The organism is Spirochaeta thermophila DSM 6578 (assembly GCF_000184345.1).
GTDB lineage: Bacteria > Spirochaetota > Spirochaetia > Winmispirales > Winmispiraceae > Winmispira > Winmispira thermophila.
Genome location: NC_017583.1, coordinates 1,659,335 through 1,678,824 on the forward strand (window position 1 = coordinate 1,659,335; position 19,490 = coordinate 1,678,824).

Genomic DNA, 19,490 nt, shown 5'->3' on the forward strand with positions numbered 1-19,490 from the left:
ACGGCCCCCTCTCCTCACGTACTCTGGCGAGCTTCTCGCCTCTCTCGTTCACACACACAAATGAGGGAGGGCCTACGCCCTCCCTCAAGGCGAGAATTGAGGTGTCTATGAAGAGGCTACTGCCTCTCCTACTTTCCGTGTGAAGAGGAGCTGGCCGTGCTCGGCGGTCACGAACACCGTATCTCCCTCGCTATACTTGCCTGCAATGAGTTCTTTTGCAAGGGGGTTGTAGATGAGGCGCTGTACGCTGCGTTTGAGGGGTCGTGCGCCGAACTCGGGGCTGAAGCCTTCCCTCACCAGGATCTCCTTGGCCTTTTGATCCACCTCTATGGAGAGGTGCTGCTCCGAAAGCCGCTCGTTGAGGCGTGCGATCTCGAGATCGAGGATCTTGTAGATGTGCTCCTGCGTGAGCCTGTGGAAGACGATCATCTCATCGATCCGGTTGAGGAACTCGGGCTTGAAGCTCGCCCTCAGGAGGCTGTTGACCTGCGGTTTGACCTTCTCCAGATCGTCGGCCTCGAGGATGAGATCACTCCCTATGTTACTCGTCATGATGATGATGGTGTTCTTGAAGTCCACCACGTGCCCCTGGCTATCGGTGAGCCTTCCGTCATCGAAGATCTGGAGCATGATGTTGAACACATCGGGATGGGCCTTCTCCACCTCGTCGAAGAGGATCACCGAGTACGGCCTTCTGCGCACAGCCTCGGTGAGCTGACCGCCTTCTTCATAGCCCACATACCCCGGCGGGGCACCGATGAGCCTGGAGACCGCATGCCGCTCCATGTACTCGCTCATGTCGATGCGCACCATGGCCCGCTCGTCGTTGAAGAGGTAGTCGGCCAGGGTACGGGCAAGCTCGGTCTTTCCCACACCGGTCGGGCCAAGGAAGAGGAAGACGCCCATCGGCCGTCTCGGGTCGGAGAGGCCGCTCCGGTTCCTTCGGATCGCATCGGCCACGGCCCTTATGGCCTCCTCCTGCCCTATCACCCGTCTGCCGAGCTCCTCTTCAAGGTGAAGGAGCTTCTCCTTCTCGGAGGCCATCATCTTGGTCACCGGTATGCCGGTCCAGCTCGAGACCACGCGGGCGATGTCCTCCTCTGTCACTTCTTCCCTCAGGAGCGAGCTTTCCTCGCCCTTGAGCCGCTCGAGCTCCTTGGTCTTCTCCTCGAGCTCACGCCGCTTCTGAGGCAGGAGGCCGTACTTTATCTCGGCCGCCTTGTCGAGGTTCCCCTGCCGTTCGTACTGGGTCTCCTGTATGGTGAGCTCCTCGATCTCGGCGTTGAGCTTCCGGATCTCGTCGATGATCTTCTTCTCGTTCTGCCACTTGAGGTAGAGCTTGTCGCGCTCTTCCTTGAGCTGGGAGAGCTGCTGCTCGATCTTCTTGAGCCGCTCCTGAGAGGCGGGGTCCTTCTCTTTGGAGAGGGCCTGGCGTTCTATCGTGAGCTGGAGGATCCTCCTGTCGAGCTGGTCGAGCTCAGTGGGCATGCTCTCTATCTCCATCTTGAGCCGGCTGGCCGCCTCGTCGATGAGGTCGATGGCCTTATCCGGGAGGAAACGCGAGGTGATGTACCTGTCCGAGAGCACCGCCGCGGCCACGATGGCCTCGTCGGTGATGCGCACACCGTGGTGCACCTCGTAGCGCTCCTTGAGCCCGCGGAGGATGGAGATGGTGTCCTCCACCGAGGGCTCCGCAACGTAGATGGGCTGGAACCTGCGCTCGAAGGCCGCGTCCTTTTCGATGTGTTTCCGGTACTCGTCCACCGTGGTGGCACCGATGGTCCTCAGCTCACCACGGGAGAGCGGGGGCTTGAGGAGGTTGGCGGCGTCGGTGGCGCCTTCAGCCGCACCTGCACCGATGAGGGTGTGCAGCTCGTCGATGAAGAGGATGATCTTTCCTTCAGAGGCGATGACCTCGTTGATCACGGCCTTGAGGCGTTCTTCGAACTCGCCGCGATACTTGGCCCCTGCCACGAGGGCCCCGAGGTCGAGTGCGAGGATCCGCTTGTCCTTGAGGGAATCGGGCACGTCGCCTGCCACGATTCTGCGCGCAAGGCCTTCCACGATGGCCGTCTTACCCACACCCGGCGGCCCCATGAGCACAGGGTTGTTCTTGGTGCGCCGCAGGAGCACCTGGATCATGCGGCGGATCTCCTCGTCGCGGCCGATCACCGGGTCGAGTTTCTCCTGCCTGGCGAGTGCGGTGAGGTCACGGCAGTACTTCTCGAGGGCCTGGTAGGTGCTCTCGGGATCCTGACTCGTCACCCGTCTCCCCTGGCGGATACCCTCTATGGCGTGCTTTATGCCCTCATAGGTGAGGCCGTTGCGCTGGAACACACGTCCTACCTCCCCCGGTTCCTGGGCAAGAGAGAGGAGGATATGCTCCACACTCACGTACTCGTCCTGCATGCGCTTGGCTTCCATCTCGGCCTTGCTGAGGACACGAGCCGCCTGGTTGGAGAGACTCACTCCAGTGGTCGACCCCCCTTCTGCATAGACCTTTGGCTTCTTTTCAAGCAGGGCTACAAGCTCGTGTTCGATCTGGGCACGGGATGCGCCCAACCGCTCCACCAACGGTTTGATGATCCCCTCCTCCTGCTGGACGATCGCAAGGGCGATGTGCTCCGGCTCGAGAAGGGTGTGATCGTACTGGTGCATGAGTTTGGTCGCGTTCTGCAAGGCCTCCTGCGCCTTCACCGTGAAACGTTCGAGATCCATATGTTTCTCCCTTTGGATCACATTTTGTACTGGCGTGTCGTTCCGGGTCCGTGTATAATAACCTACTCAAGGGGCTCAAGATCGTCAAACAAAGGAGTTACGATGGAACAGCGAGACCGGCTCGTCCTGCTCCACGGCTTCACCCATCAGGAGATCCAGAGACTCCTGCCTGCGATAAAGCAAGTGGTGGAGGATCCTCACAGCATCGCCTTTGCCATGACCACCCCCACGAACCTCGAGTGGACGGTGGCGGAGCTCATAAAAGAAGTGACTGAAGAACACAAGATGCTCACTGCCCGTAAGGAATCAGGCGGGCGAGAAGGTGAAAGAGAACCCTCCGCGTCTGAGTGAGATAGCGGGAGAAGCCTTCACGGATGGTCTGCGGGTCCTGGACTGAGGGGCCTTCGCCTGCACACTCGCTGGCACAGGCGGCAAGGAGGGCCTCGCCGGTCTCCGGCGTCCCTTCCAGGTGGAACTGGAGCCCCAGGATGCGGTCCTCGTAGAGGAAGCCCTGCACCTCGGTGTGGTGATTGTAGAAGAGGTGGAGCGCCCCAGGTGGGAGGGTCACCTCTTCACCATGCCAGTGAAAGGCCATGAGTGAGGGGGGAATCCCCTCCACCCAGGGGTGGCCGGAGGCCTCGGGCGTCACGTACACCGGGAACCAGCCGATCTCCTTTCCTTTGGCCTTCCTCACCTCACCTCCGAGGGCCTCTGCGAGGAGCTGGGCGCCCAGGCACACACCGATGAGGCGCTTCCCGGCCTCTACACACCGGCGAATGAAGACCTTCTCCTCCTTCAACCACGGGTACAGCCCCTCATCGTGGACGCTCATGGGCCCTCCCATGAGCACCACCAGATCGGGCACCTCAGAGGGAAGCACATCTCCAGAGGAAAGACACACCGACTCCCAGCGGGCCCCTTGTTCGCGAACGTAATCCTCGATCATAAAGGGCCGCTCGAACGCCACGTGCTGGACGAAGAGAACGTGCACAAGACCTCCTTTCCTCATCCCTACCTCTTGGGCTACTATGACTCTACCATCCCTGAAAAGGAGTGTCCATGCGAGTCCGCAAGGTGGTGGAAACCCTTCCATCGTACACGGCCGGTGCCTCGCGCCCCGGTGCAATAAAGCTCTCCTCCAACGAGAATCCGCTTGGCCCCTCACCGCTCGCCCTGAAGGCCCTCCAGGACACCGCAGCCACCATCCACCGCTACCCGGATGGAGCATGTCGCGCGCTCAAGGAGAAGCTGGCAGAGCTTCATGGCCTTTCCCCCGACTGGTACGTGATAGGAAACGGGTCCGATGAGGTGATGCTCTTCATCGCCGGCGCCTTTGTGGACCGAGGGGCCTCCGTGGTGACAGGGGAGCACACCTTCTCCGAGTACACCTTTGCAACGCGCGTGTTCGAGGGAGAGGTCCGCTACGCTCCCATGCAGGAGGGACGGTTTCAGCTCGAGGAGATCCTCGCCCGGATCGACGCATCCACCAGGGTGGTGTTCATCTGCAACCCCAACAACCCCACAGGCACGTACCTCTCCCATGAGGAGCTCACCTCCTTTCTGGAAAAAGTACCCGGAGACGTGCTCGTGGTGGTGGATGAAGCCTACAGGGAATACGTGGAGGCCCGCGACTTCCCCGAGACCGTCGAGCTCCTCAAAGACCATCCCAACCTCATGGTGCTCCGCACGTTCTCCAAGGTCTACGGGCTCGCAGGCCTCAGGGTTGGATACGGCGTGGCGCACCCACAGGTGATACGATATGTGGGACGGCTCAAGCCTCCCTTCAACGTGAACCTCCTCGGTCAGGCAGCAGCCCTCGCGGCCCTGGACGACGAAGCGTTTGTGGAACGCTCCCGCGCCATCACGAGAGAAGGGAAAGCATTCCTCTATGGTGAACTCTCCCGACTGGGACTGTTCTACTACCCCTCAGAGGCGAACTTCGTGTGCTTTCGTGTGGAAGGGAGTTCACAGGAGGCCTTCAGAGCGCTCATGGAGCGAGGCGTCATCATCCGGCCGCTCGACAGCTTCGGGCTCCCCGGCTGGATGCGGGTGACCGTGGGCACGCACGAACACAACACGGCCTTCATCGCGGCACTCGAGGACTACCTCAGGACGAGGAGGACCTGACGTGGAAGTGGCACTCTGGGCCCTCATCTGGTGTGGCGCCCTCCTCCTCTGCACCCTCCCCGCCATCCTCACCCGCCTCCCCATCCCCCACACCCTCGGCCTCATCCTTGCCGGCATGGCAGGCGGCGCCCTCGCCCTCTCGCTCACCGCCCTCCTCTCCCCACTCCTTCCCTCCTCCCTCCTCACCCTCCTCATCCCCCTCCTCGAAGAAGCGGTGAAGGCGGGCACCCTCGTCTTTCTCCTCCCCCGCATCCCCACCCCCTCCCTCCGCCCCGCCGTCCTCCTCGTGCCGGCAGGCTTTGCCTCCTTTGAGACCGTGCTCTACGCCTTTCCCTCCCCCTCCACCCTCTTCGCCCGGACCCTCTTCTCGCTCCCCCTCCACCTCGCCGCCACCACCCTGTGGGCCAGCCCCTTCCTCACCACCCCGCCCCCCCGCACCCTCCGCTCCCACCGCGGCATCCTCCTCGCCTGGCTCCTCCACCTCGCCTACAACCTCCTCTCCCGCACCCGCCCCCTCCTCGGCCTCGCCTCTCTTCCCCTCTCCCTCCTCATCATCACCTCCTTCCTCCTCTCATCCCCCTCCCGCCGCTAGCCCCCACAAGACCCGCCCCACAAAAAAGAGGCCGCGGACACACCGCAGCCTCCCCCCACAGACACTCAGACCCACACTCACCCTGCTCGCCGCACACCCAGAAACCACCCCACACCCCACGCGAGGCCAAAGGTAAGGACCACCCCCACCATACCTGCGAGTATGGTGGAAAGGAAGGGGTTCGCCACACCCGGGACCGTGTAGTCGGCAAGCGGGCTCACGAACGAGGGGGCCACCTCCTTGATGTGGGCAAAGCGCTCGAGCACCCACTCGAGCCCGTCGGGGAGCGGACTCGCGAGCGGTGCGAAGAGCACCACTCCTACGAGCGCACCGAGTCCCGGGGCAAGCCAGCCCATCGTTCGTGCCTCGCTCCCCATCCGGGAGAGCACAGGAACGAGCAGCGCAGTACCCGCCCCCTCGATGAACCCGACGAGGGCGTGCACCCCCACCATGGCAGGCACCGCCTCGCGTGCGGGGAAGATCCCCATGTACGCAAGCTCGAGCGCACAAGCGAGCGCAGCGAGCACCACCGAGGCCCAACCTGCAATCGCCCACAGGAGCGGGGAGACGGGCCGATCCTTCCGCACCAGGAAGAGGGCCGGAAGCGCCGCGACGAAGGCCATGTTGATCACGTTCCACCCGAGAGAGGCGAGTCCCCCATCAGCAAACACCAAGGCCTGAAGGCTGAGCACAAGCACCATGGAAAGCAGACCAAACGGAGCGCCTAGCACCCCAATGGCGAGCACCGTCCCGATGATGTGTCCCGAGGTACCATGCTGAACAGGCACATTGAGCATCTCCAGGGCAAAGACGAGCGCCGTCACGCTCGCGAAAAGCAGGCCGTCAGGCTTCCGCTCACTTCGGGCGGCCCACCAGGCGACCCCCACCGTGAGAAGCCCTGCAATACCGCCCCCTGCTGCACCAGACCGCGCATGCGACATCACGTGTGAAGGAATGTGCATACTCCCTCCTCTTATGGTGTTCTAAAATCTCAGGAGAAGTATAAAAGCTTTCCTATACACCTACAAGTGGTTCCCACAGATTCGCAAATCCCCCCGATTTTTCTGCAAATTTCGATTTACGAACTCAAACCGCCTCCACTGAGAAAGAGCAACAAAACGCTCAAAACCCGGGACTGTAACAGGGACTGTAACATCGAGTGTTGAAAAAGGCGGGGAAAAAAGATAAGGGGTATCTCCCACCACCAAACCTCTGAAAGAAGGAGGAGATACCCCATGAAGCGTGGTAACACACGCACACTGATTGATACACAGTATACCCTCTCTGATCTGATGAAGCAAGTGGAGGCCCAACTCCGGGAGGAGGTGCGCCACACCTACAAGACGTACCTGGAGCACCTCCTTGAGACGCTGAGAGAGGAGGCAGTGGGACGACCACGATATGCACGAGGGGAGGCTGAGAAGGCACCGTACTACCGGTACGGCTACAGAAAGTGGAAGAGCGTGCAGACCCCCTGGGGGCCGATCGAGGAGGTACGCGTGCCCCGCATTCGCACCGGCGGGGGGAAGGAGGTAAAGCTGGTCGCCTATGAGCAGAGGCTCGTGGCCCTCGCTGAGCAGCTCCTCCTTGGGTATGTGAGAGGGATGAGCGCGCGGACGTGGGCCATTCTGTTACGGGAGCTGGGGATAGGAGAGGCTCACCCGCAGACACTCCTGCGGCTCATAAAGCGTCTTCGTGAGGAGAAGGAGCAGTGGCGGAGGAGGTCCCTTAGAGGAGTGAAGGCCCTTGTGCTGGATGGAGTGTGGGCAAAGAGGCGTGGGAGGGGTCAGAAGAAGCTGGTTGTCCTGAGTGCCGTGGGGGTGAAGGAGGACGGATCTCATGAGCTCCTCGACTGGGTGGTTGCGGAGCAGGAGGACCGGGCGAGCTACGAGCGACTCCTTACCAAACTCTATGAGCGAGGGCTTGAGGAGGTGGAGCTGGTGGTGGCCGATGAGGCAGAGGGGATCTGGCAGGCGGTGGAGACCGTGTATCCTGAGGCGAAGAAGCAGGTATGCCTCTGGCACCTGCAATGCACCCTTGAGCAGAAGCTTCTGCAGGATATGGGGGACCAGAAGGGGAAGAAGGCTCACCTCCAGGAGGAGAGGCGAGCCTTTCGGACTGAGTACTGGAGGCTCTTTGAGGCAGGAGGGAAGGAGGAGGCAGAGGAAGCGTTCGAGGCATTCGTGAAGAAGTGGGCGACGAAGGCCCCCCGGATGACGGCTGCTCTCCTGTGGCGGAAGGAGCGGCTCTTCTCCTATCTGGAGTTACCCTATGAGTGGAAGGAGAAGGTGAGGACGAGCAACCTTGCGGAGAACATGTTTCGGCACATGAGAAGCTTTCTACGGAGGTATCCTGGGTATATGAGCCGTGCCCATGCAGATGAGGTGGTAGGCCTCTACGTGGTGGGCATGCAGGTGATACAAGAGGTGGGGAGATGCACCCCTTATCAACTCCAGCTCAATTTCAACACTCCCCCTTGACAGTGCCGAATCCCGGAAGGGGTTGACGCAATGTGCCGGTTTCTGTATATTTCTCTACACAATACCGCAGGGTAGAGCAGTTGGCAGCTCGTCGGGCTCATAACCCGAAGGTCGGAGGTTCGAGTCCTCCCCCTGCTAACACCGGCGCTGAGTGCGCCGGTTTTTTTCTGCCCTTTCCCCTCAGCGTTGACCAACCTCTTCTCCTGCAGTATCTTCTTGTACGAGCAACACTCTACCCAAAAAGGCAGGCCGCACATGAAACCAGGGACGCGTACACTCCTCATCGTCGCAGGGATTATCCTTCTTATAGTCCTCTCTCTCTACGGATGTGTGGTAGGTACCTACAACAACCTGGTCCAGCTTGAGGAAGGGGTGAAGGCGCAGTGGGCACAGGTGGAAAACGTCTACCAGCGGCGGGCCGACCTCATCCCCAACCTCGTGGCCACGGTGAAGGGATACGCCTCACACGAGCGGGAGACCCTGGAGGCAGTGGTGCAGGCCCGCAGCAAGGTGGGATCCCTCACCCTCGACTCCTCAGTGATAGAAGACACACAGAAGTTCGAGGCCTTCCAGCAGGCCCAGGCTGAGCTGAGTAGCACCCTCTCGCGCCTCCTCGTGGTGGTGGAGCGCTACCCGGAGCTTAAGGCCAACGAAAACTTCCTGGCCCTTCAGGCTCAGCTCGAGGGAACCGAAAACCGCATCGCAGTGGAACGCCGCAGGTACAACGAGGTTGCCCAGCGCTTCAACACCGCCATACGCCGTTTCCCCGCGGTGATCATCGCCAACATGTTCGGATTCAAAGAAAAGGCCTACTTTAAGGCAGAAGCGGGGGCCGAGAAGGCACCCGTGGTGAATTTCGACTGATCTCTCCGGGGAGATACCGTGGCCAAGATACGCACGCTCATACCCATAGCTGCACTCTCATGTCTCCTGTTCGGATTCACCCTCCCCGATACCCCGGCAGGGAGGGTGAACGACTTCGCCGACATCCTCTCACCACAGACAGAGCAGGAACTGGAAGCGCTTCTCCTGAGATACGAGCAGACCACCACCAATCAGCTCGTGGTCGTCACCGTTCCGTCCCTGGAGGGACAGTCCATTGAAGAATACTCCATACGCCTGGCAGAGAAGTGGAAGATAGGTCAGAAAGAGAAAGATAACGGGATCATCCTACTGGTCGCACCTCAGGAGAGACGGGTGCGCATCGAAGTGGGATATGGACTCGAACCGGTCCTCACCGACGCCACCTGTGCACTCATCATCCAGCGGTACATCATCCCCGCATTTAAGGAGGGCAACTACGACATCGGGGTGAGGCAGGGGGTGGAAAAGGTCATCGCCGCCACTGTGGACGGCGATGACCTTGAGAAGATCTTCTCTGGCTACACACCGATGGCGCGAGGCACCCCATCCACACTCGAGGATCCCGTCCTGTGGGGAGTGATCCTCTTCCTTGGTGCGGTCTTCCTCATACTCATCCTCGACTCCCGGAGAAGCGCTCACAGCATCCGCGGAAGGAGGCGGAGAAGCCCAGGGATCTACTGGATAGGATTCGGCGGCAGATCCGGAGGCGGCTTCTGGGGAGGTGGTGGTGGCTTCTCCGGGGGTGGGGGAGGCTTTGGCGGAGGAGGTGCCAGTGGCAGTTGGTAGGGAACGACCCCTTGATCCGAGACGATTTCTCACAAAGGAAGAACAGGAGGCAGTGGTCCGGGCCATCGAAGAGGTGGAACAACGATCCACCTGCGAGATACGCGTCCACATTGCGAAAGAGGTAAAACGCGGCGATGTCCTCCAGGAGGCAATAAACACATTCAACAAGCTCGGCATGTACAAGACGGCACAACGGACAGGCGTGCTCTTCTTCCTGGCTATCAAAAACCGCGCATTCGCCATCATCGGGGACAAGGGGATTCACGAAAAGGCCGGAGAAGGGTTCTGGAAAGAGGCAGCACACACCATGGAAGAGTATTTCACGCGGGGCGAGTTCGGTGAAGGTCTTGTTGCAGGGATACAAGCGGTGGGAAAGCTGCTCGAAACCTATTTCCCCATCACACCCGATGATACCAATGAACTGCCCAACGAGATTTCCTTCGAGTGAGTGGGGGAAGGCCTCAAGAAGGTGAGACCTCTCAGGCCTCTTCGTTGACCTGCTCCCCCACCCCCTCTTCCCTTACCTCCTCAGAAACCTCGACGTTCTCCTGGGGCTCCGGAGGGGCCTCCGGAATCTCGGGCACGATCGGCACCGCATCTACAGGTCGAATGGGATCCGTCATGACCGGCCTCCTGCCTATGGTGTAAGGGAAATCCTTTCCCCTATGTTAAATATCGGCACAAGGGCCTGAAAAGACAAATCTCAGAGGAAGTCCTCCCGCTGAGGAGAGAAGACGTCCAGGAGCCGGGTCGCCTCGAGTGCCTCTGCCGAGTGAGGAGCCTCGGGCGGGATATAGATGGAATCACCCTTCTCGAGGACAACATCTTCTCCCTCAACCGTGAGCTTGAGCCTCCCTTCCATGACATAGGTAGCCTGCTCATGAGGATGTGTGTGGACCGCGGCCTTCGCCCCTTTTTCGAACCATACCTCGACCAGCATGAGACCTCCGCCGTGTGCTCGTATCGCCCTTTTCACCCCGGGGGAGACCTCCACCGGGGTCGTGCCTGAGCCGGTATAAAAGTTCATACACCCTCCATCAGTAAGCACTATTTGGTCCATAATAGCCGACTATGTAATATATTTCAATACTATGAAAAAAAAACGAAAGTCATAACGAAAGTCATTTTTCGTTGACAGTCGGTAGTAATCAGTTTATGATATCACCATACCACATTCGAAAGGAGAGGATATGAGACGACAGAACATCACCCTGTCCAACATCATAGTGGTACTGATACTGGCCGTCGTGCTCCTCCTCGGAGGATGCGCGAAGAAGGAGAAGCCGCAAGAGACCACTGCCGAGGCACCCCAGCAGGTGGTCCTCCGCCTCGCCGAGACCCATCCGCCTGACTATCCCACCACCAAGGGGGACTACAAGTTCGCCGAACTCGTGAAAGAACGAACGAACGGCAGGATAGTCATCGAGGTGTATCCAAGTTCCCAGTTGGGTGAGGAAAAGGCGGTCATCGAACAGGTCCAGTTCGGATCCATCGATCTCACCCGGGTGAGCATCGCACCCGTGGGGGCATTCGTTCCGATCCTCAACGCACTCCAGCTCCCCTATCTCTATAGGGACTCCGATCACATGTGGAAGGTGCTCAAGGGAGACATCGGCAAGGAACTCCTCAAGTCCGTGGAAGATGCGGGATTCATCGGCTTCGGGTGGTTCGAGGCCGGAGCGAGAAGCTTCTACACCAAGAAGCCAGTGCGCACCCCAGATGACCTCAAAGGGATGAAGATTCGCGTCATGGAGAATGATCTCATGGTTGCCATGGTGAACGCCCTCGGCGGTGTGGCCACCCCGATGCCCTACGGAGAGGTCTACAGCGCCCTCCAGACCGGCGTGATCGACGGGGCCGAGAACAACTGGCCCAGCTACTACACGAGCGGACACTACGAGGTAGCCAAGTACTACACCCTCGACGAGCACCTCAGGGTGCCCGAGATCATCATCGGCAGCAAGATCTCCCTCTCCCAGAAACTCACACCCGAGGAGATCGAGATCCTCAAACAGGCAGCCTGGCACGCCATAGAGTACCAGAGGGAACAGTGGGCGGCCTATGAAAAGGTCGCAGAGGAAAAGGTCCGGGCGGCGGGCAACACCATCATCCCGGTGGAGGACAAGAGCGCCTGGCAGGCACGGATGAAGGACCTCTATGCGAAGCAGTCTCCCGAGATCCAGGAGATCGTGCGCCGCATCCAGGAAGTACAGTAATCTCCAAGAGAGGGCCCCCAGGGGGCCCTCCTCTTTTCTCGTATCCGTATGAGGAGATTTCGATGAAACACGTGATCAAGATCCTCAACCTCCTCTATATCGTCACGCTCTTCCTCGCGAAGATCCTCTTCGCACTCATGGTACTGATCATCTTCACCAACGTGGTGCTCCGATATGTCTTCAACAGCGGTCTGCGATGGTCGGAAGAGGTCTCCCTCGTCTTTCTCGTGTGGTTCGCCTTCATCTCCATCGCCCTCGGAGTCAAGCAAAACCTCCACATCGGCCTCCACCTCGTGAATGAGGAGAGCCTTCCTCCCCTCGTGAACAGGGTGCTGCACATCCTCGACTACGCGGCAAAGGGTGTGGTGGGTGTGATCATGATGGTATACGGCAGGATCCTCATCGTATTCACCCTCAGGTCCATCCTCCCCGCCACCCATTGGCCCGCGGGGATCCTCTATCTCATCCTCCCGATAGCCGGGTTCTTCATCACCGCGGAATCGTTGATGGCACTCCTCGGCATCCCCACGGATCAAGAGGCCGTGGAATCGGTCCTCGAAGGACGTATGACCATACGAGAGTATCTGCAAGGAGTCTTCCATGCCTGATACAGGGATCGCCACATTCCTCCTGTTGGGCACCTTTCTCGTGCTCATCATCCTGAGAGTTTCCATCTCATTCGCACTCGCCCTGGCGGCCATCGTGACGGGCATATATCTCAAGGTTCCCCTCATGTCGGTGGTCCAGCAGATGGTCCACGGCATCAAGTCCTTCTCTCTCCTGGCCATTCCCTTCTTCATACTGGCCGGAGAACTCATGGGACAGGGAGGAATATCCAAGCGTCTCATCAAGTTCTCGAACCTCATCGTAGGCAGACTTCCCGGAGGCCTCGCCCAGGTCAACATCCTCGCCAGCATGTTCTTCGGAGGCATCTCGGGGTCTGCGGTGGCCGACATCTCCTCCATAGGAACTATACTCATCCCCATGATGAAGGAGAACAAGTATGACGAGGACTTCTCGGTGGCCATCACCGTGACCAGCGCATGCCAGGGGATCATCATTCCTCCGAGTCACAACATGATCATCTTCTCCCTGGCTGCAGGAGGAGTATCCATAGGAAGGCTCTTCCTTGGAGGGTACCTGCCGGGGGTGATACTCGGGCTCGCTCTCATGATCATCACCCATTTCATCTCGATCAAACGGGGATATCCGAGAGAGCGGTGGTACTCCTTTCGGGAGGCCCTCGCCATCACCGGAGAGGCTTTCATGGGGCTCATGACGGCCGTCATCATCATCGTGGGTGTGGTCTCCGGGGTGTTCACCGCCACCGAGTCGTCTGCCGTGGCCGTGGTGTGGGCCTTCGTGGTCACCTTTTTCGTCTATCGCGAGATTCCGCTGAGAAAATTCCCGAGGATTCTCTACAGCTCATTGAAGACCCTTGCGATGGTGATGGCCCTCATCGCATCCGCGAGCGCCTTCGGCTGGTTCATGGCCTACCTGAGGATACCCGCCAAGGCCACGGAACTCCTCTTGAGCATCACCACGAGCAAAGTACTTCTGCTCCTGCTCATCAATGTACTGCTTCTTTTGCTCGGCATGATCATGGACATGGCCCCACTCATCCTCATCACCACGCCCATTCTCTACCCGGTGGTGGTGGATACACTGGGGATGTCGCCCATTCAGTTCGGCGTGATGCTGGTACTCAACCTCGCCATAGGACTCACCACTCCGCCAGTGGGATCCGCCCTCTTCGTGGGGTGTGCGGTGGGCAAGATCCCCATAGAGAAGGTGGTGCGCACCATGTTCCCACTGTGGCTGGTGATGGTTACGGTGCTCCTCCTGGTTACCTTCTTCCCGCCGCTCACCACCACCCTCCCTGGAATCTTCATGCCATGACGCCTTCCCTGTCACATGAGAAAGCTTCTGCTTCCACGTTCCCGGCCCACCCTCGGGTGAGGCCGGGTTTCTCTCACAATCGCCAATCCCTCAAACCGGCCTCCACCTCATACGTGCTCTCCGTAGGTGGAATCCGTCGATACGACGAGATCCGACACAAAGGCCCCAAGAGCACCGGGAACTCGGGGAAGCTGCCGGTAGTCCGCCCCACCCTTCCGCGCGAGCTCGGCCATCCTCCCCTCCCCCATCCCCGCATCCACACACACCACACGCACCCCCTTCCCCACCAGGGCCCGCACAATCCCCACCGCCTCGCTGAAGCTGTCCGCCCCGTCCCGCAGGGGCACGTTGCTCTCACCATCAGAGATGAGCACCACCGTGGCGCGGGTCCCCGGTGACCGGAGCCCCTCCGCCTCCACCAAGCGGGCCGCCTCGAGAAGCCCTGCGGGAAGCGGCGTGGCATCCCCCACCGGCATCCGGGCGAGCCGTACCTTCCCGAGCTCCCTGCTCACCGTGGGAGGCAGCACCACCTCTGCCCCCTCCCCCCTGAACGCCACCACCGCCACCCTGCAGCGCAGCAGGTAGGCTCGCTCCAGCATCCAGAGCGCCGCCCCCTTCGCCACCCGCATCCGCTCGCCCCACCCCATCGACGCCGACGCATCCACCACCAGCACTACCACATCCAACGCACCCCTGCGCCGCACCCACCGCCGCAGGTGCCCCCTCCTCACCCCCGGCACCAACCTCCCCTCCCTCCTCCGAACCCCCTCGCCCGCCGCCGCCACCAGGCTCGTCCCCACCGCCACATCCCGCACCGCCTCCCCCTCCCCGAACGGACGCACCCCCACCGCCCGCCCCCGCTCATACTCCACCTCACGCCTCCACACCCCCCGGCCCACATCCCGCATCCCTCCCTCGAAGTCCAGCTCCCCGATCTCCACCACTACCGGTTCGTGGACCACCTCGTCAGTTTTTTTTTAACGAACTCGAACATGAGCGACCCTGCCGCCGCCGCCCCCGGCACCATCGCATCCTCAGGCTCCACCACCACCTCTCCCTCCTCCCGACCCTCATCCACACGCCCGTCCACCGCCGCATCGATCCTCCTCAGCACCCGCTCCTCACTCTCACCCGACCCCACCTTCACCCGGTGGAACAACGCATACCGCGCCACCGCCCTCACCAGCGAGGCATCCACCTCCTCCTGCTCGAGAAACGAGGCGAGCGCGCGGGCGGCCCTCACCATCACCAGCTCCGCCCGATGTCCCCGCGCCCCGAGCTCCGCCGCAATCCTCACCGCCTCCCGGTAGGTCTCCTCGGCCACCCTCACCCTCCCGAGACGCTCTCTCGCCGCCTTCACCTGCGAGGCCAGCACCTCCTCCTCTTCCTGCCATGCCCTGCAAAACCCCGCGGGATCCGTCTCGAACGCCAGCCTCCGCCGCACCACCTCGGCCCTCAAGTCCGGATCCTCCAGATGCCGCACCGGCACCGCAAGCCCGAACCGGTCGAGAAACTGCGGCCTCAGATCCCCCTCCTCGGGGTTCATCGACCCCACCAGCAGGAACCGCGCCGGATGCTCATAGGAGATCCCCTCCCGCTCCACGCGGTTGACCCCCGTTGCCGCCACATCGAGGAGCAGATCCACCAGGTGGTGCTCAAGGAGGTTCACCTCATCCACGTAGAGGATCCCCCGGTGTGCCGCGGCGAGCAGCCCCGGCTCGAACTCACGCACCCCCTCGGAAAGGGCCTTCTCCACGTTGAGCGATCCCACCAGTCTGTCCTCGGTGGTGTTGAGCGGGAGCTCCACCAGAGGCATCCCCGGCACGAGTGAGGCGAGGGCTCGCACAAGCGTGGTCTTTCCCGTACCCTTCTCGCCTGAGAGGAGCACACCCCCAATACCCGGATCGATGACCCCAAGGAGGAGGGCCTGCTTCGCCTCCTCTTGGCCCACGATAGCCGAAAACGGAAACACACGATCGATCACGCCACACTCCCCTACTCAAGGGTGGCAGGATCGACAAACACGTCTATCCACGGCGTGGAAAACGAGAAGAAGACGAAGAAGAACCCCCCGAGCACCAGGAGTGCAGTCAACAAGAGGCGGGTGCGGCCCTTCCAGGGGAGGCGCTCCAGGTCGTGCTCAAGCATGCCAGCCACGAGCCCCACTACGTAGGTGACCGCAAAGGCCCAGCTCAGCTCCACCGCGAGGCTCTCCACCTTCCCCACAAAGCCCGGAAGCACGTACCAGATGAGCACCACCACCCACGGCGCAAGCACCACGGAGAGGAAGCGTGAGGGCCAGAAACCAGGCGTCTCCCGCCTCCTGAGCGATCCTGCGGCCGCCGCTTCTATGAGTGAGGCAAAAAGGTAGGCCCAGTAGACCATCTTCAGGTGCTCGAAGACCGACTCGTTCGTGCCGAACACCGGAACCAGCCAGCTCCATCCCGTAAGCTCATACCCAAAGTGGAGCACCCCGTAGATCCCCAGAAATACAAATGACTTGAGGAATATGTTCATGCTCTCTCCTGAACGATATGCTCTCCTCTCAATTATAGACAAAGAGCCGGCCTTAAGGCCATATCCTTGACGAGAAGGCCGGAGATCCGCACCTTTTACCCATGCGATACCGTATCTTCGTCGACCTCGACGGCGTGCTCGTGGACTTCGAGAAGGGAGTGCTCGAAGCCACAGGGAAACGGGTTGACGAGCAGTCCCCTTCCGAGATGTGGGCTGTGCTCGCCCGTACACCCCACTTCTACGCCCGGCTCGACTGGCTCCCCGGCGGCCGGAAGCTTTGGCACTTCCTCCGCCCCCTCGGCCCTACCGTGCTCACCGGCCTTCCTCTCGGCAGATGGGCAGCCCCCCAGAAGCGGGAGTGGTGCCGCATCCACCTCGGCCCGGATGTGCAGGTGCTCACGTGCCTCTCACGACACAAGGCCACCACGGCACAAAAGGTGCTCCAGCCTGGTGAAATCCCTGTGCTCATCGACGACAGGGAAAGCCTCAGGGCATCCTGGGAGGCGATAGGCGGTATCTTCATCCACCACACCTCAGCGGAGGAGAGCATCGGAGCGCTCCGCATCCTCCTCACCCGCTCAGAAGGGAGCGACCGACCCGGCCCCTGAGACATCCACATCTACCTCTGACGGATTCCCCCTGTATCTGAGTGATCCTACACCCGAGACCGAACCCAACAGCCGTTCAGTCACCCAGAGCGTCACATGAGCTGCTCCCGATATCTCCACCTCGGCTTCCTCAACCTCTACTTCATACAAATCCACCCTCCCTGCTCCTGAAACCTCAAGCTCAAGTTCGCCAAACGCGGCCTCCTTGCCCACCACATCCGCAGCGCCCGACACCTCAAGGGAGAACCGATCCTCAACAAGTCCACGGAAAGTGAGTTCGCATGCGCCTGAGAGTTCCACTGACCTCAAGGAGGGAACGGTAATCCTCGCAACAGGAGTGGGGACGTTTCCCCACATAGTGACCCTTCCCCGCCATCCAAGAGAGAGGATGTCCCCTCTCTCTTTTACCTCCAGATACTCAAACAGACGTTCAGGTGCCTCAACCTCAACCGACCACTCATCCCCTTTCACCACCCTTATTTCCCACACACCTGAAGATACTATCTTTGAAAAGCCTCTCCCCTCCACCTTCCTGGTCTCTACATCTCCCCATGACAGGGGATGTGGTTCTCCCACACAGGAAGCAATCCCGGGGAAGAGTCCTACCAGGAGCACCATAACCCCGATCCACACTTCCAGAAGTATGTTCGTCACCTTACGTCTCATGCGATTCCTCCTTCCATGTCGTATAGTAATGAATTAGATCATCAGCTGTGATCCCGAGGGTATCCATCATAAGGAAAACCTCCGGAAGCACCTCTTTAAAAAATCTTTCTCGCTGGAGCTCCTTCACCTTTTCCTTTGCCCCTTCGCTCACATAAAAGCCTGTACCCCGCTGCTTGTGAATAACACCGTGTCGTTCCAGATACCCATAGGTCTTGAGCACTGTATTTGGATTCACCTCCATCTCCTCTGCAAGGTCTCGCACTGAGGGAATGCGCTCCCCTTCCTTGAAACTCCCGGAGACGATCTTCTCGAAGATGTGATCTGCGATCTGAAGATAGATTGGTCGCGTCTCTTTAAACTCCACGCGCTTCCCTCTCCCTTATCCTGAAGTAAGAAAGTACCCAGAACCACACTGAGGTGAAGAGTGAAAGGCCTATTGAAAACATCCTCCATGAGCCAAGAGGAAAGCTGAATCCATCGAAACCTCCGAAAGGAACACCCCTGAGCTTGCTCCATGCCCATATGCTAAACACCACTATGGCTGAGAGAAAGATCATTCCACCCAGTGAAGCGAGGACGGTCTTCCCTACAGGATGGGAGGTGAAGTACACCCCTCCAAAGTAGAACAGCGCGTGCCCCAGGAGATAGGTGAGAAGGGCATCCCCCACCCCCGGGGGATAGAGGGGTACGAGAAAGCCCGCATGATGCGCAGGATCAAAAAGGGCAAACACAAGCACAGCGAGCATGCGGCCCACCCATATGAGAGGGAAACACACAAGGGGCCAGATGATGAGGGAAGGTATCATGCGATAGATGGTCTTTTCCCATGAAGCGAGGGGAAGGGTGTACCACTCATGACGTGTCCCCTTCTGCTGAAGCTCCTTGTGCGCTGCCGCTGCACTCACCCATCCTGTGAAGGAAAAGATAAACAGATAGGCTGAGGCATCCCCTCCTTGAGGATCCACAGAAAGTCCAAGACACATGAAGACAAACGAGAGTGCCGCAACCACTCCAGGGATGGTGTAGAGGCTGTCCCGTCGTAAGAGGGCATCCCGCATGAGGTAACGAGAGGCTCTATACACTATCGAGTTCATCATACTCCCTCCTTTTCAAGGAATCTCGCGAACGCCTCTGGTTCGGTACGCGCCGCATCGAAGAGGAGCTCGAGGTCCACCTCGCCCTTGCCGCCACCCGGAAGGATCGCTCCATAGCCGCCGGGGACCTTCTCTGCGTAGAGGGCAGCGGAGGGCACCTCGGGCGCCACCACGAAGGAGAAACGTTCCTGAAGGTCATCCATTGAGGCATGGAGCACCACCCTCCCCTTACGGAGGATGATCACCGGGTCGATGAGGTGTTCCAGATCGCGCACCTGGTGGGTGCTTATGAGGAACGTACGGCCTTCTGCTGCATACCGAGGGATGAGCCGCCGTACCTGACGCTTTGAGGGTATGTCGAGGCCGTTCGTAGGCTCATCCAGAAGGAGGAGAGGGACCCCGGTTGCGAGGGCAAAGGCCAGGAAAAACTTCTTCTGCTGACCGTACGAGAGTTGGGTGAGCTTCTTCGAGACATCCACCTCGAGGTGGTCGGAGAGCTCGAGAAACATCTCGTGGCGGTACCTTGGGTAAAATACACCCGTGGTCCGGGCGTACGTCTCAGCAACCACTGAGTAGGAGGGAAGTTCCTCGGCAAGAAAGTAGAGCTGCCCAAGCACTTCCGGATCCCTGCGGTCAGCAGGGATACCGAAGACCTCTACCGTGCCCTCATCGGGAAAAAGTTCTCCTGCGATGAGCTTGAGGAGGGTGGTCTTCCCTGCACCGTTCTCCCCTAGGAGGCCTGCCACCTGACCGGGGTAGAGACAAAGGGAAAGATCCTGGAAGAGAGGGGTGTTCTTCGTATAACTAAAGGATAGGTCTTCTATTCGGATCACAGAATCCATACGTGCTCCTTTGAAATAGTGTAATATCAATGTATAACACTATTAGTCTTTTGTCAACCTTTTGGTGCGCATCTCCTCGTC

Annotated in this window: 23 protein-coding genes and 1 tRNA gene; 12 read left to right on the plus strand and 12 right to left on the minus strand. The window is 59.9% G+C overall.

Going from position 1 to position 19,490, the window contains the following annotated elements; all coding sequences use genetic code 11:
• Nucleotides 1–105 precede the first annotated feature (105 nt).
• Complete coding sequence (clpB, locus tag SPITH_RS07540; protein ID WP_014625071.1) at nt 106–2,718, minus strand: ATP-dependent chaperone ClpB; 2,613 nt, start codon at nt 2,716–2,718, stop codon at nt 106–108.
• 102 nt (nt 2,719–2,820) lie between these two features.
• Between clpB and SPITH_RS07545 the strand changes: the two genes are divergently transcribed.
• Entirely contained in the window at nt 2,821–3,069 is a 249-nt protein-coding gene (locus SPITH_RS07545) for a DUF3783 domain-containing protein (protein WP_014625072.1), read from the plus strand.
• Here the strand turns inward: SPITH_RS07545 and SPITH_RS07550 are convergent.
• Nucleotides 3,008–3,727, minus strand: coding sequence for a type 1 glutamine amidotransferase (locus SPITH_RS07550; RefSeq protein WP_081467741.1), 720 nt, complete (start codon nt 3,725–3,727; stop codon nt 3,008–3,010). The genes SPITH_RS07545 and SPITH_RS07550 overlap by 62 nt on opposite strands.
• A gap of 50 nt (nt 3,728–3,777) precedes the next feature.
• On the opposite strand from SPITH_RS07550, the gene hisC reads away from it, so the two are divergent.
• Entirely contained in the window at nt 3,778–4,845 is a 1,068-nt protein-coding gene (gene hisC / locus SPITH_RS07555; protein ID WP_014625074.1) for a histidinol-phosphate transaminase, read from the plus strand.
• A gap of 1 nt (nt 4,846) precedes the next feature.
• A complete protein-coding gene (locus SPITH_RS12790; protein WP_014625075.1) occupies nt 4,847–5,437 on the plus strand; it encodes a PrsW family glutamic-type intramembrane protease in 591 nt (196 codons plus the stop codon).
• Between the two features lie 77 nt (nt 5,438–5,514).
• On the opposite strand, the gene SPITH_RS07565 is transcribed toward SPITH_RS12790, so the two are convergent.
• Entirely contained in the window at nt 5,515–6,399 is an 885-nt protein-coding gene (locus SPITH_RS07565; RefSeq protein ID WP_014625076.1) for an energy-coupling factor ABC transporter permease, read from the minus strand.
• Nucleotides 6,400–6,672: 273 nt separating this feature from the next.
• Between SPITH_RS07565 and SPITH_RS07570 the strand changes: the two genes are divergently transcribed.
• From SPITH_RS07570 to SPITH_RS07590, 5 genes are all read left to right on the plus strand, one after another.
• The gene (locus SPITH_RS07570) at nt 6,673–7,917 is read left to right on the plus strand and encodes an IS256 family transposase (RefSeq protein ID WP_014624181.1); all 1,245 of its coding nucleotides are present in this window, start codon (nt 6,673–6,675) and stop codon (nt 7,915–7,917) included.
• Between the two features lie 65 nt (nt 7,918–7,982).
• Nucleotides 7,983–8,055 (plus strand) — tRNA-Met (locus tag SPITH_RS07575).
• A gap of 117 nt (nt 8,056–8,172) precedes the next feature.
• Nucleotides 8,173–8,781 (plus strand): LemA family protein, encoded by a 609-nt coding sequence (locus SPITH_RS07580; protein ID WP_014625077.1) that lies wholly within the window; start codon nt 8,173–8,175, stop codon nt 8,779–8,781.
• An 18-nt stretch (nt 8,782–8,799) separates the two neighbouring features.
• The gene (locus tag SPITH_RS07585) at nt 8,800–9,567 is read left to right on the plus strand and encodes a TPM domain-containing protein (protein ID WP_014625078.1); all 768 of its coding nucleotides are present in this window, start codon (nt 8,800–8,802) and stop codon (nt 9,565–9,567) included.
• Nucleotides 9,554–10,015 (plus strand): TPM domain-containing protein, encoded by a 462-nt coding sequence (locus SPITH_RS07590; RefSeq protein ID WP_014625079.1) that lies wholly within the window; start codon nt 9,554–9,556, stop codon nt 10,013–10,015. The genes SPITH_RS07585 and SPITH_RS07590 overlap by 14 nt, the downstream gene beginning before the upstream one ends.
• A gap of 31 nt (nt 10,016–10,046) precedes the next feature.
• On the opposite strand, the gene SPITH_RS12095 is transcribed toward SPITH_RS07590, so the two are convergent.
• Both SPITH_RS12095 and SPITH_RS07595 read right to left on the minus strand, forming a co-directional pair.
• A complete protein-coding gene (locus SPITH_RS12095) occupies nt 10,047–10,190 on the minus strand; it encodes a hypothetical protein (protein ID WP_014625080.1) in 144 nt (47 codons plus the stop codon).
• Nucleotides 10,191–10,270: 80 nt separating this feature from the next.
• Nucleotides 10,271–10,594: a cupin domain-containing protein gene (locus tag SPITH_RS07595; protein ID WP_014625081.1), complete on the minus strand. Its 324-nt coding sequence runs from the start codon at nt 10,592–10,594 to the stop codon at nt 10,271–10,273.
• Between the two features lie 163 nt (nt 10,595–10,757).
• Between SPITH_RS07595 and SPITH_RS07600 the strand changes: the two genes are divergently transcribed.
• From SPITH_RS07600 to SPITH_RS07610, 3 genes are all read left to right on the plus strand, one after another.
• Nucleotides 10,758–11,783, plus strand: coding sequence for a TRAP transporter substrate-binding protein (locus SPITH_RS07600; RefSeq protein ID WP_014625082.1), 1,026 nt, complete (start codon nt 10,758–10,760; stop codon nt 11,781–11,783).
• A gap of 62 nt (nt 11,784–11,845) precedes the next feature.
• Nucleotides 11,846–12,391 carry a TRAP transporter small permease gene (locus SPITH_RS07605; RefSeq protein ID WP_014625083.1) on the plus strand — a complete coding sequence of 182 codons (546 nt, stop codon included), beginning with the start codon at nt 11,846–11,848 and terminating at the stop codon, nt 12,389–12,391.
• Nucleotides 12,384–13,682, plus strand: a complete 1,299-nt coding sequence (locus SPITH_RS07610; protein WP_014625084.1) for a TRAP transporter large permease — start codon at nt 12,384–12,386, stop codon at nt 13,680–13,682. Before SPITH_RS07605 ends, SPITH_RS07610 begins: the two co-directional genes overlap by 8 nt.
• Nucleotides 13,683–13,789: 107 nt before the next feature.
• Here SPITH_RS07610 and SPITH_RS12795 read toward each other — a convergent pair whose 3' ends face one another.
• From SPITH_RS12795 to SPITH_RS07625, 3 genes are read right to left on the minus strand one after another with little or no spacing between them, the layout of a single operon-like run.
• Nucleotides 13,790–14,644, minus strand: coding sequence for a VWA domain-containing protein (locus SPITH_RS12795; protein ID WP_155816527.1), 855 nt, complete (start codon nt 14,642–14,644; stop codon nt 13,790–13,792).
• A complete protein-coding gene (locus tag SPITH_RS12800) occupies nt 14,626–15,666 on the minus strand; it encodes a magnesium chelatase ATPase subunit I (protein ID WP_014625086.1) in 1,041 nt (346 codons plus the stop codon). Before SPITH_RS12800 ends, SPITH_RS12795 begins: the two co-directional genes overlap by 19 nt.
• An 11-nt stretch (nt 15,667–15,677) precedes the next feature.
• A complete protein-coding gene (locus SPITH_RS07625; protein WP_014625087.1) occupies nt 15,678–16,199 on the minus strand; it encodes a DUF6512 family protein in 522 nt (173 codons plus the stop codon).
• A 101-nt stretch (nt 16,200–16,300) separates the two neighbouring features.
• Between SPITH_RS07625 and SPITH_RS07630 the strand changes: the two genes are divergently transcribed.
• Nucleotides 16,301–16,807 carry an HAD family hydrolase gene (locus SPITH_RS07630; RefSeq protein WP_014625088.1) on the plus strand — a complete coding sequence of 169 codons (507 nt, stop codon included), beginning with the start codon at nt 16,301–16,303 and terminating at the stop codon, nt 16,805–16,807.
• On the opposite strand, the gene SPITH_RS07635 is transcribed toward SPITH_RS07630, so the two are convergent.
• The 4 genes from SPITH_RS07635 to SPITH_RS07650 are packed head-to-tail and all read right to left on the minus strand — an operon-like array spanning nt 16,778 to nt 19,409.
• On the minus strand, nt 16,778–17,473 hold the full coding sequence (locus tag SPITH_RS07635; protein ID WP_014625089.1) for a GIN domain-containing protein: 696 nt from the start codon (nt 17,471–17,473) through the stop codon (nt 16,778–16,780). The genes SPITH_RS07630 and SPITH_RS07635 overlap by 30 nt on opposite strands.
• A complete protein-coding gene (locus tag SPITH_RS07640; protein ID WP_014625090.1) occupies nt 17,463–17,837 on the minus strand; it encodes a GntR family transcriptional regulator in 375 nt (124 codons plus the stop codon). Before SPITH_RS07640 ends, SPITH_RS07635 begins: the two co-directional genes overlap by 11 nt.
• Nucleotides 17,827–18,567: a hypothetical protein gene (locus SPITH_RS07645; RefSeq protein ID WP_155816528.1), complete on the minus strand. Its 741-nt coding sequence runs from the start codon at nt 18,565–18,567 to the stop codon at nt 17,827–17,829. The genes SPITH_RS07640 and SPITH_RS07645 overlap by 11 nt, the downstream gene beginning before the upstream one ends.
• Nucleotides 18,567–19,409, minus strand: coding sequence for an ABC transporter ATP-binding protein (locus SPITH_RS07650; RefSeq protein WP_014625092.1), 843 nt, complete (start codon nt 19,407–19,409; stop codon nt 18,567–18,569). Before SPITH_RS07650 ends, SPITH_RS07645 begins: the two co-directional genes overlap by 1 nt.
• Nucleotides 19,410–19,490: the final 81 nt, after the last annotated feature.

Excerpts from the sequence above, each read along its gene's own strand:
- clpB (WP_014625071.1), bottom strand. The coding sequence starts at position 2,718 with ATGGATCTCGAACGTTTCACGGTGAAGGCGCAGGAGGCCTTGCAGAAC.
- SPITH_RS07630 (WP_014625088.1), top strand. The coding sequence starts at position 16,301 with ATGCGATACCGTATCTTCGTCGACCTCGACGGCGTGCTCGTGGACTTC.
- SPITH_RS07595 (WP_014625081.1), bottom strand. The coding sequence starts at position 10,594 with ATGAACTTTTATACCGGCTCAGGCACGACCCCGGTGGAGGTCTCCCCC.
- hisC (WP_014625074.1), top strand. The coding sequence starts at position 3,778 with ATGCGAGTCCGCAAGGTGGTGGAAACCCTTCCATCGTACACGGCCGGT.
- SPITH_RS07625 (WP_014625087.1), bottom strand. The coding sequence starts at position 16,199 with ATGAACATATTCCTCAAGTCATTTGTATTTCTGGGGATCTACGGGGTG.
- SPITH_RS07545 (WP_014625072.1), top strand. The coding sequence starts at position 2,821 with ATGGAACAGCGAGACCGGCTCGTCCTGCTCCACGGCTTCACCCATCAG.
- SPITH_RS07645 (WP_155816528.1), bottom strand. The coding sequence starts at position 18,567 with ATGAACTCGATAGTGTATAGAGCCTCTCGTTACCTCATGCGGGATGCC.
- SPITH_RS07565 (WP_014625076.1), bottom strand. The coding sequence starts at position 6,399 with ATGCACATTCCTTCACACGTGATGTCGCATGCGCGGTCTGGTGCAGCA.
- SPITH_RS07600 (WP_014625082.1), top strand. The coding sequence starts at position 10,758 with ATGAGACGACAGAACATCACCCTGTCCAACATCATAGTGGTACTGATA.
- SPITH_RS07580 (WP_014625077.1), top strand. The coding sequence starts at position 8,173 with ATGAAACCAGGGACGCGTACACTCCTCATCGTCGCAGGGATTATCCTT.
- SPITH_RS07650 (WP_014625092.1), bottom strand. The coding sequence starts at position 19,409 with ATGGATTCTGTGATCCGAATAGAAGACCTATCCTTTAGTTATACGAAG.
- SPITH_RS07610 (WP_014625084.1), top strand. The coding sequence starts at position 12,384 with ATGCCTGATACAGGGATCGCCACATTCCTCCTGTTGGGCACCTTTCTC.
- SPITH_RS07550 (WP_081467741.1), bottom strand. The coding sequence starts at position 3,727 with ATGAGGAAAGGAGGTCTTGTGCACGTTCTCTTCGTCCAGCACGTGGCG.
- SPITH_RS07570 (WP_014624181.1), top strand. The coding sequence starts at position 6,673 with ATGAAGCGTGGTAACACACGCACACTGATTGATACACAGTATACCCTC.
- SPITH_RS12095 (WP_014625080.1), bottom strand. The coding sequence starts at position 10,190 with ATGACGGATCCCATTCGACCTGTAGATGCGGTGCCGATCGTGCCCGAG.
- SPITH_RS07635 (WP_014625089.1), bottom strand. The coding sequence starts at position 17,473 with ATGAGACGTAAGGTGACGAACATACTTCTGGAAGTGTGGATCGGGGTT.
- SPITH_RS07605 (WP_014625083.1), top strand. The coding sequence starts at position 11,846 with ATGAAACACGTGATCAAGATCCTCAACCTCCTCTATATCGTCACGCTC.